At 46.4% G+C, this 8,995-nt stretch carries 6 protein-coding genes; 1 reads left to right on the top strand and 5 read right to left on the bottom strand.

What is annotated here, in order from left to right; translation table 11 throughout:
* The coding region (locus ACO0K1_RS10935; RefSeq protein ID WP_423025578.1) for an ExbD/TolR family protein at positions 1–254 on the top strand (254 nt) is incomplete at its 5' end.
* A gap of 265 nt (positions 255–519) precedes the next feature.
* Here the strand turns inward: ACO0K1_RS10935 and ACO0K1_RS10930 are convergent.
* The 5 genes from ACO0K1_RS10930 to ACO0K1_RS10910 all read right to left on the bottom strand — a co-directional run bounded on the left by ACO0K1_RS10930 (position 520) and on the right by ACO0K1_RS10910 (position 8,954).
* Positions 520–1,725 (bottom strand): cation:proton antiporter, encoded by a 1,206-nt coding sequence (locus ACO0K1_RS10930; RefSeq protein ID WP_423025586.1) that lies wholly within the window; start codon positions 1,723–1,725, stop codon positions 520–522.
* A gap of 44 nt (positions 1,726–1,769) precedes the next feature.
* On the bottom strand, positions 1,770–2,636 hold the full coding sequence (locus ACO0K1_RS10925; protein WP_423025576.1) for a DUF6348 family protein: 867 nt from the start codon (positions 2,634–2,636) through the stop codon (positions 1,770–1,772).
* A 42-nt stretch (positions 2,637–2,678) separates the two neighbouring features.
* Positions 2,679–4,571 carry a glucokinase gene (locus ACO0K1_RS10920; protein ID WP_423025574.1) on the bottom strand — a complete coding sequence of 631 codons (1,893 nt, stop codon included), beginning with the start codon at positions 4,569–4,571 and terminating at the stop codon, positions 2,679–2,681.
* A 197-nt stretch (positions 4,572–4,768) separates the two neighbouring features.
* The gene (locus ACO0K1_RS10915) at positions 4,769–7,240 is read right to left on the bottom strand and encodes a TIM-barrel domain-containing protein (protein WP_423025572.1); all 2,472 of its coding nucleotides are present in this window, start codon (positions 7,238–7,240) and stop codon (positions 4,769–4,771) included.
* Positions 7,227–8,954 carry an alpha-amylase family glycosyl hydrolase gene (locus ACO0K1_RS10910; protein ID WP_423025570.1) on the bottom strand — a complete coding sequence of 576 codons (1,728 nt, stop codon included), beginning with the start codon at positions 8,952–8,954 and terminating at the stop codon, positions 7,227–7,229. Before ACO0K1_RS10910 ends, ACO0K1_RS10915 begins: the two co-directional genes overlap by 14 nt.
* Positions 8,955–8,995: the final 41 nt, after the last annotated feature.

Here is an 8,995-nt window from a genome sequence, read left to right as displayed (position 1 = left end):
CGGAGCCGCCAGTGGTGGTGAACATTGACGTTGATTTTGACGGTACGGTGTTGTGGAATGGCGCCGCATTGGCGAGCCGTGCGGAATTGGAAAGCAAGCTCACCGAAGTAGCGAGCAATCCAAATCAACCAGAAGTTCATCTGCGTCCAAATGCAGTGGTACCGTACAAATCGGTCGCTGCTGTGATGGCGGCTGCACAACGTCTGGGTGTGACTAAGATCGGTATGGTCGGGAACGAACAGTTCTTGAAGTGATTCAGGTACGCTAATTAAGCTAATTAGGTTCTAAAAAAAATGACAGGGTTTTCCCTGTCATTTTTTTTGCGTCATCGGTTTCTCTTGATGATCGGTTCAATTGATAGCTGCTCGCTGAGTACCACCTTCAATCAAGCTAAGACGTAAATCGTCGATTTTCAGAGTAGTGATTGACTTGCATTTCAATCAATCGTTCAATAGCTCAATAGCTCAATAGCTCAATAGCTCAATCGCTCAATAGCTGAATAGCTAAATAACTGGTTGATTAATCACTCTTAAAAATTACCGATCGAAATTTTTTAAGTCGTGGATGTACCATTGGCACACTCAACATCGTACTGGCAATTGCCATCAGCAATAGCGCGGTAAATGTCGCACTCGTGACAATTTGTTTATCAAGTAAAATATTGACGAAGATAATCATAATGAGTGCCTTGGTCTGCAATAACCAACCAATGATTGATGCTTCACCCTTCTCCCATTTCAGAAGTTTGCCAGCAATGTGAATACCAGCCAGCTTCCCGGATACGGATGCTACCAAGAGCACTGCCGCGGCCAGAAATACGGTCAACCCTCCCACTTCCCAGGTCGTACGTAAACCGGTACTCAAGAAAAATACCGGCATAATCGCCAACAAAACATGGTGACGCATCAAATCCATTTTTTCCTGGTTGAACCAATCGCTGTCCATCACTGCACCAGCGAGAAATGCGCCAACCATAAAATGCAAACCCGACCAATCGGCCGCAAAGCCACATGCTGCGAGCCAGATCAGAGCAACATACCAACGATCTCGCTCCTCTAACCAAACCATCAGCCTACGGTAAAGATATGTAGCTACTGCAAAACCAATCAGAAACCCTAATTGCCTGCCAACCCTTGTCCAGTCCATCAATATCGTCGCAAGCACACCCCAAATAGCGATGTCATCAAGACTGGCATAGCGCAAGATACGCTGCCCCAGAGGCTGACGCAAAATTTCCAATTTTTCCATGAACAAAATCAGAATCGGCAACGCAGTCACCGCGCAAGCCATACCGACACCTACCACAAATTGCCAGGTTCTTGCCGCCGTTCCTATCCAACCAGGAAACATCAACATACCAAGCGCGGCGATACTACCGAAAATTAAGGGCACACCCAGCGCCAAGCCAGCAGTCAATGCACCTTCAGTGCGATGTGTCCACGCTTTTTTCAGGTCAAGTTCAATACCTGCAATCATCACAAATAACATCACCGCCCATTGCGCAATACCATTAAGCGCGGGCATTACTTTTGGATCTGCCTTGAATATAAACTGATAATAATCAGGAAAAATCGCCCCCATCACCCCAGGGCCAAGCAAAATCCCCGCAATGATTTGCACGACTACCAGCGGCGCATAATAATCCGTTTTACCAATTCTCCAAACGAGATAGGGAACGGTAAAAATAAGCAGCATGGCGATGAGAAAGAGTTCGCTCGTCGCCATTATTGGGGTTTGCATATTCGGGACAATTCCAGAAATAATAGAGACTAAGCAACAGCCTCGGTAGGGATGGGCATCGGTAACTTGCTTGCCTTTTCAAGGCTACGATTGACACTACGAATGACGATATATTGTTTGCGAAACTCTAAGCCACGCTGCGGCCAACTTTCAGCGTAGCGGACCAAAGGCTCGATTGCCGCAGGAAAATCTTCTCCATTCAACCTGCAGTCCGCCGCCAAAACACCCTGATGATCTCGCGATGCAAATAAGCGTACACCGAAAAATTGATCACTTTGTAGTACATCATGGAAAGCACTCATGCTTTCTGTAAACAAACAGCATGGACAGAAAGGATGTTCTTCTTTTTTCTTTGGAGGTGGATTACTGGCCAAATGAGCGACCGGTCCCAAAATTACTTGCCTGAACTGGGCTGTCGCCGCAGCTTCATCTGCTGCCGTATTCATTTCAATGACAGTACAATTCAGCGGGACATCGCGTGTTGCATCGAGCAACACTTGCAAATCCATGTTGATCCATTGCGCAAACCCTTCCGCAATCGACGCTTCTTCCGACGCCGCCAATGCATGTTGAAATTCAACGATACCCTGAGGAAAATACACCGGATGCCACGCGTAGATTTTGGTACAAGTACGAACCCGTCCGTCGCCAAGTGAAACGGTCTCCACCAATACGACCGAAAACACTAAACCTTCAGGCAGCAGCAAGTGCGCTTCGGTTTGTTCAAACGGCAACGACGCCAAACGCATGGCGTTCGCGAGTTGCAACAGTAACGCAGGATCACTATGGACTCGTTGAACCTGGCTCGCAGACGCTTCGTTAACACCAGGCACCTCGGCACTGATTGCCTGAGTTAATTTATTTGTGAATGCTTTAAGTGTCTGAATGAATGCCATAGACCAGATATAAAAACCAGATATAAAATTGAAAGTTACCGATTAACTATCAAGGTGGGAAATCAGCAAGTTGCTAAAACGCGAGAACTCTTTACGTTTCAACGTATCATCTTGTGGCGAATCAACCGACAGACCAACCGTCAAAATATCAATCAGCAATAATTGCAAAATGCGTGAAATCATTGATAAGAACGTCGCATTATCTTCCGTATGATTGACCGCCAGACAAACGCTCGCTTTTTTCGCTAAAGGTGATTGGTGAGGTGCAATCGCAATCACATCCGCACCAGCAGATAAGGCGGTATCAACCGCTTTTAACAAGTCTGGCAACTTGCCTGAGTTACTAACAACAATCACGACGTCGCCAGGATTGAGTAGCTCGGCGGCCATTGAAAATAAATGGGCGTCGCCATAAATTGCCGTTGGAATGCGGAAGCGGAAAAATTTATGCTGCCCATCTAATGCCACTGCGCGCGAATTTCCCATCGCATAAAATTCGACCTTGTTTGCCTTCCGTAACAAGGCAATTGCCTGATCGATCGCATGGACTTCTAACTGATCGCGAAAACTTAAGATAGCGGAGACAGTGTTATCAATAACTTTTGCACTCAAATCGTGGGTGCTGTCACTTTTTCTCACCTGACTGTGACGAACAGGAATAGTCCCGGTCAAACTACTGGCAAACTTCAGTTTAAAATCAGCTAATCCGGCGAACCCCATGGAACGACAGAAGCGAATCACCGTCGGTTGACTTACATCGGCCAAGCGGGCAATTTCTACAATTGCTTCATTCAATACGGTCCGCGGATTCTCTAACACCAATGCCGCAACCCGGCGTTCTGCCGGCGTCAATTCTGCCTGAATCGTCTGAATACGATCCATCAGTGAACTATCGCCGCCTCGCCCCCTTAAATGCTCAGAAAGGATCGCTGAGACGCCATAAAACGCCGGATTTGGCGTTGTGATTACATACGTGGGAATTTGTGCCAGATAGCTACTAAAACGCCCCTTAGCTTCAAAGCGTGTACGGAAAGACGACTGATGGAATCGATCACCCATGAGAGGCACGATACCACCACCAATGTAAATCCCACCAAAGGCACCCAGCGTTACCGCCAGGTTAGCACTAAAGCTGCCGAGCATCCCGCAAAAACATTCGATGCTTTCGAGGCACAATGGATCACCGTTCGTCAGCGCACCATGCATTACTTCCTGGGCGGCTAATGGTTTAACTTTTTGCTGATTACGATCTGCCAGAGCACGATAAATCAATTCCAGACCTGGCCCGGAAATAAGGCGCTCAGTTGACACGTGCGGCCACTCTTTCCAGGCGAATTGCAAAATCGCATATTCGCGTTCATCGCACGGTGCAAAATTGACGTGCCCGCCTTCCGAACCCAAGGTAACAAAACCGTCTGAAGTAGGAATTAAACCAGAAACACCGAGACCAGTGCCCGGCCCTAAAACACCGATCACGGACTTTGCTACTGGCGTCCCGCCACCAACCTGCATGACGTCACCCGATTGCAACCCTGGAAGAGACATCGCCAAAGCCGTGAAATCATTGACGATCAACAGGGTATATAAACCGAACTCACGGCGTACGTCTTCTATCGAAAACTCCCACGCGCGATTCGTCATCCGGACGTAATCGCCATCGATAGGATTGGCTAGCGCAAACGCTGCATGATGGACACGCCGACCTGGATGCTGATCGAGATACGCGCGCAACAAATCGATAATGCCGGCGTACTCGTCGCATTTTAAAACTTGAACCGATTCAAAGACGCCTGGTGCGGTTTCCAAAGTGAAACGCGCATGGGTCGCGCCAATATCCGCTAACAACCTAGGGCCACCAGAAAACCCTAGGCCACTGCTATGTTCGGTGAATGCACGTTCTATCTGTCCGCGTTCTAATGTTCCATTTTCAGTCATGGTTCTCTGTTTCAATGTATTAAGACTTGCGCCAAAAGTAGTCCAGAAAAACAAGTAACCTGGCTGACATTACCCACCCAAAACTCGTATTGAGCAGAAGCAGATTTGCAGATTGCACTTTAATCCGGCGCCACAGCGCTTGAAAAACATCAGCAATTTACCACAGCCCGACAGATTGAAACCCATTTCAAGGGTACCTACATCAAAATTTTCGCTACAAACTGATTATTAAACTGTTTATCAAAATGTTTCCGCCATTGCAATTGCACGTGCAATTGCCCTGTTCGCTCATCCCAACTGAAATCGACTGGCTTATTTTCGACGAAGACACGCTGTGGTCGTGTCTTGATATTGTGGACGATCAAGTCAATAGCACGATCAGCAGTCTGGTAATTTTTTCCATTCACGACATTCAATGCAATAGTGAGACTATCACTGTGATATTGACTATTGAATTTAAGCAATGCAGACGCCCCCTGCTCAAACGCGTGCGCTGTAGTGCCGTCGTCATCGTATAACTGGCCATGAGCCTGTTGGACAGATTGATCATGGTAATAATGCAGCTCCAACTCTTTACCAGAATACTGGCTGGTATTTTGGATATTGAGTTGTGCTGGAATTAATGGGATAAATGCCCCCGCCCTGACAAATACTGGAATATGATCAGCGCTAACATCGACAACGTGCGTGCTTCCGGCGGCATAGGCATATCCGGTATAAAAATCGAACCATTTACTTTGTGCAGGGAAATATATTTCCGCCTTAGACTGCCCTGCCTGCAAAATTGGATGCACCAGGAAATCATTCCCCCACAGATAACTGTCGGCATTCCCATATAAGCGCGCATTTTGTGGCTCAGCATAAAACAGGGGACGCATTAAGGGAATGCCCCGTTGGTTATTTTCAAAAGCGAGCGTGTAATTGTAAGGCAGCATGCGATAGCGTAATTGGATCGCCGCCTTGGCTAAAGCTTTCGTTGCTGGCTCACGCAAAACAGGCTCAGACGCCACTTCTTCTTGCGCATGGGGACGGAAAATCGGCTGGAAAACGCCATACTGCAACCAGCGCGTATATAACTCGTCATCCAAATTAGCGCCAGCAAAGCCGCCTAAGTCAGAATGCATGTAAGCCATGCCCTGCATTCCCATTTGTAATGCGATTTCTGGCTGCGAACGTAGTCCACCCCAGGTTCGATTCACATCGCCTGACCACGGTATCATGCCAAATCGTTGTGAACCCGAATAGCCAGAGCGCATCAATATAAACGGGCGTTCTTGCGGAAATTCTTTACCATAACCATCCGCAATTAATTTTGCCCATTCGTGGCCGTACACATTATGCACTTGATCGGCGGAACCAGTTTTGTGTTGCACACCAGAAGGATGTACTTCAGGCTCACCTAAATCACCCCACCAGCCTGCAACGCCCTGTGCTTTCAAATTTTTATAAATATTCCAGAACCAGGCTTTGGCGTGCGGATCAAAAATATCGATCAGTCCGGTATTTCCAAAATAAAAATCGTACTTAAAGGGCGCGCCATCTTTATCAGTTGCCAACACATGCTGACCAACCGCTTCTTGCCATTTTTTGGACGTTGTCAATACAAATGGCTCGGTGATCAATATCGTCTTCACGCCTTGCGCAGAAAAATCGGCGATCATTTTTTGCGGTTGTGGGAAATTGTCCTGATCAAATGCCAGATTCCCCATGGTACCTTTGATGTCTTTGCCAAACCAATACAAATCGAAAATAATCGCATCGACCGGAATTTGTTCGGCTTTGAATTTCTCTAAAATACTGCGTGCTTCTGTTTCAGAATGATACCCAAATCGACTCGCAAAATTCCCGAATGCCCAACGCGGCGGTAAAGGTTGACGCCCCGTTAAACTCGTATAGTTAGCAACAATATCAGTCCAATTATCACCCGCAATGATTTGATAGGTTTTTCTACCGCTGATAGTTTCATAGGCAAGCTCATTATTTTTTTTGCTGTCGAGATCCAGATACCCAATCGCGGCGTTGTCAAAATGAATACCGTACATTTTGGACGAAAACACCAATGGTATGCCAAAATTCATCTGCTCAGAATGCTCTTCATAACCATAGTGCGCCTTGTTATACAAAGGCAAACGGTAGCCACGCCGATTCATCCCTAGTGCGCGTGCACCAGCACCATACAAAGCTTCGTTACCATCCAAATTGAAGTCTACACTTTCGCTGGCATCCTTTTTTTGATAGCCATTTTTCTCTGACGTTAACAGCTTATTTTTATAGAGATAACGGATTTGAAATGGAACTTTTTGTATATGTACTGTCAGCTCATCAATCACATAATCGATCGCGCTTGCCGAGGTTTTTAGGTGTGGTTGAACATGTTGTGGCGTTAACACTACCGCATGTGAAGGCGTTGTTTTTGCTTCACCATTCGGAATAAAAGTCGTCTCTATGATGCTGGAAGAATACGGTGTGAAAATATATAAACCATCGTTCGTCTTTACTTCGAGCGCTGCTGGTTTTTTGTCAATTTGCGTCACGACGCGATGCACATTTTGAGCAGCACCTGGCACGCAAAACAACACTGCAGATAAGCCAAGCAGGTAAGAGGCGCCATGAACTGCACCATAAAACGTACCATAAGACGCACCGCGAGGAGGTTTAATTTTTTTCATCTTTTTGATTCCTGTTTTCCTGAGCGATCAACGCTATTGCGGATTTACTTTGAAAATTTACTTTTCCATCAATCACGACAGCGGTATTTCCTGAGTAGTAATCGCGCAGCGTTTGTCCATTATCAAAAATACCTGCGACGGATATGGTGTTGACATCGTTCGTTGGTAAGTTCAGTGCAACGACTACTTTGTCACTGATCCCGTGGTCTTGATAGGTACGTTGAAATGTATATGGGTGATCGGACAATTTTTGATGGCTTCCTGCACCGATGGCAACATGGTCATGGCGGAACATTCCTAATTTTTGCCAGTGCGTCAACACTTCCTGAATATCGATACCGTTGCGTGAGACATTATTTTGCAACTCATCCCAATTCATCATTGAGCGCAAAGTCGCATCACCTTCGGCACCGTTGACATGAATGTCTCTTGCGGTTTCATCACCGTAATAGATTTGTGCAGCACCGGGGCTCAGCAGAAGTTTGGTTCCAGCCTCGAGAGCAGATTGACGGTTTACATCAAATGGCTGCATGTCATCATGTGAACTGATGTAATTAAGTATCGAATGATGTTGTAGTTCACCCTGGAGCTTCTTCGAATACGAACTAAATAAAGCGTCAGGATCTTTTTTGGCATCCGATTTAAAGCCAAAATTAATCAAGCTATCAAAACCATGCTCAAAGAAATTGATTTTGCTACCACCGTCCATCACAAAATTCAGACCTTGATTAAGACCATATCCGTAGACTTCTGCTGTCATGTAAAACGGTTCATTACCTAACTTTTGTGCTGGGTGTTGTTGCTTCCACTCCTCATAAGCACTGCTGGCAACTTGTTTAAATTCCTTCCAGACGTCAGGTTCCACGTGCTTAACAGTGTCAGCACGGAAGCCATCAACGCCATATTTTCTGATCCAATCTGTATGCCATTTCATCAGGTAATAACGCGGTGCACGGGGATATCCTGTTCGTTTAAAAAACGTATCTAACTCTTGTACCTCAGTTTCATAGCGCCCTTCTGCTTTCCACTTCGCGACCAAAGCAGGAGGCAAATCGACATTGTCATTATTCTCAGTTCGAATATCTGGCAAGCCTTTGACTAACGCACAACTGACAGTAGAGGGAATATCTTTATAAGTGCAGACGGGTTCGGTGCGAACCCAGGCAGCGGGCCATAGCGGATCAACATTGGTTGCCGGACCTACATGATTGAGCACGACATCAAGCAAGATTCTGATTCCATGCGCATGCGCCGTTTCAACCAGTTCTCGCATATCATTTGAAGTACCGAGCGCGGCATCAACCTGCGTAAAATCTGCCGACCAATAGCCGTGGAAACCATAGGTTTTTCCGCTCCCCTCGTCGGTCGCGCCATGGATCTGCTCTACCGGTGGCGTCAACCAGATGACGTTAACACCGAGTTTTTGAAAATAGCCTTGTTTAATTTTGGCAGTAATACCAGCCAGATTCCCGCCCATAAAACTGCGCAGAGGCGCACCATCTTGTAGACGTCCGTAAGCGTGGGCTGTAGCGGGGCTTTGTTGATAAAACCGATCTGTCAGCAAAAAGTAGACCGTAGCGTTTTCCCATAAAAATGGGGAAGCGACACTTGCCTGTTGAGAATTCGACTGCACTGTTTCATTCGCCCAGGTCGAAGGAAATAGAATAGTAGATAGAAGTAAGGCAAGTGAAAATCGAAACGCAATCAACTTCATGCTGTGTGCCCAATCAAAACAAGAAAAAAACGGCCGCCAAA

Origin of the sequence: Undibacterium sp. SXout20W (assembly GCF_049340285.1) — a bacterium.
Classification (GTDB): domain Bacteria; phylum Pseudomonadota; class Gammaproteobacteria; order Burkholderiales; family Burkholderiaceae_D; genus Undibacterium.
This window is presented reverse-complemented; position numbering and strand designations above follow the sequence as displayed.

Bases quoted from the DNA above. Each gene is read 5' to 3' on its own strand.
- ACO0K1_RS10930 (WP_423025586.1), bottom strand. From the start codon at position 1,725: ATGGCGACGAGCGAACTCTTTCTCATCGCCATGCTGCTTATTTTTACC.
- ACO0K1_RS10925 (WP_423025576.1), bottom strand. From the start codon at position 2,636: ATGGCATTCATTCAGACACTTAAAGCATTCACAAATAAATTAACTCAG.
- ACO0K1_RS10920 (WP_423025574.1), bottom strand. From the start codon at position 4,571: ATGACTGAAAATGGAACATTAGAACGCGGACAGATAGAACGTGCATTC.
- ACO0K1_RS10915 (WP_423025572.1), bottom strand. From the start codon at position 7,240: ATGAAAAAAATTAAACCTCCTCGCGGTGCGTCTTATGGTACGTTTTAT.
- ACO0K1_RS10910 (WP_423025570.1), bottom strand. From the start codon at position 8,954: ATGAAGTTGATTGCGTTTCGATTTTCACTTGCCTTACTTCTATCTACT.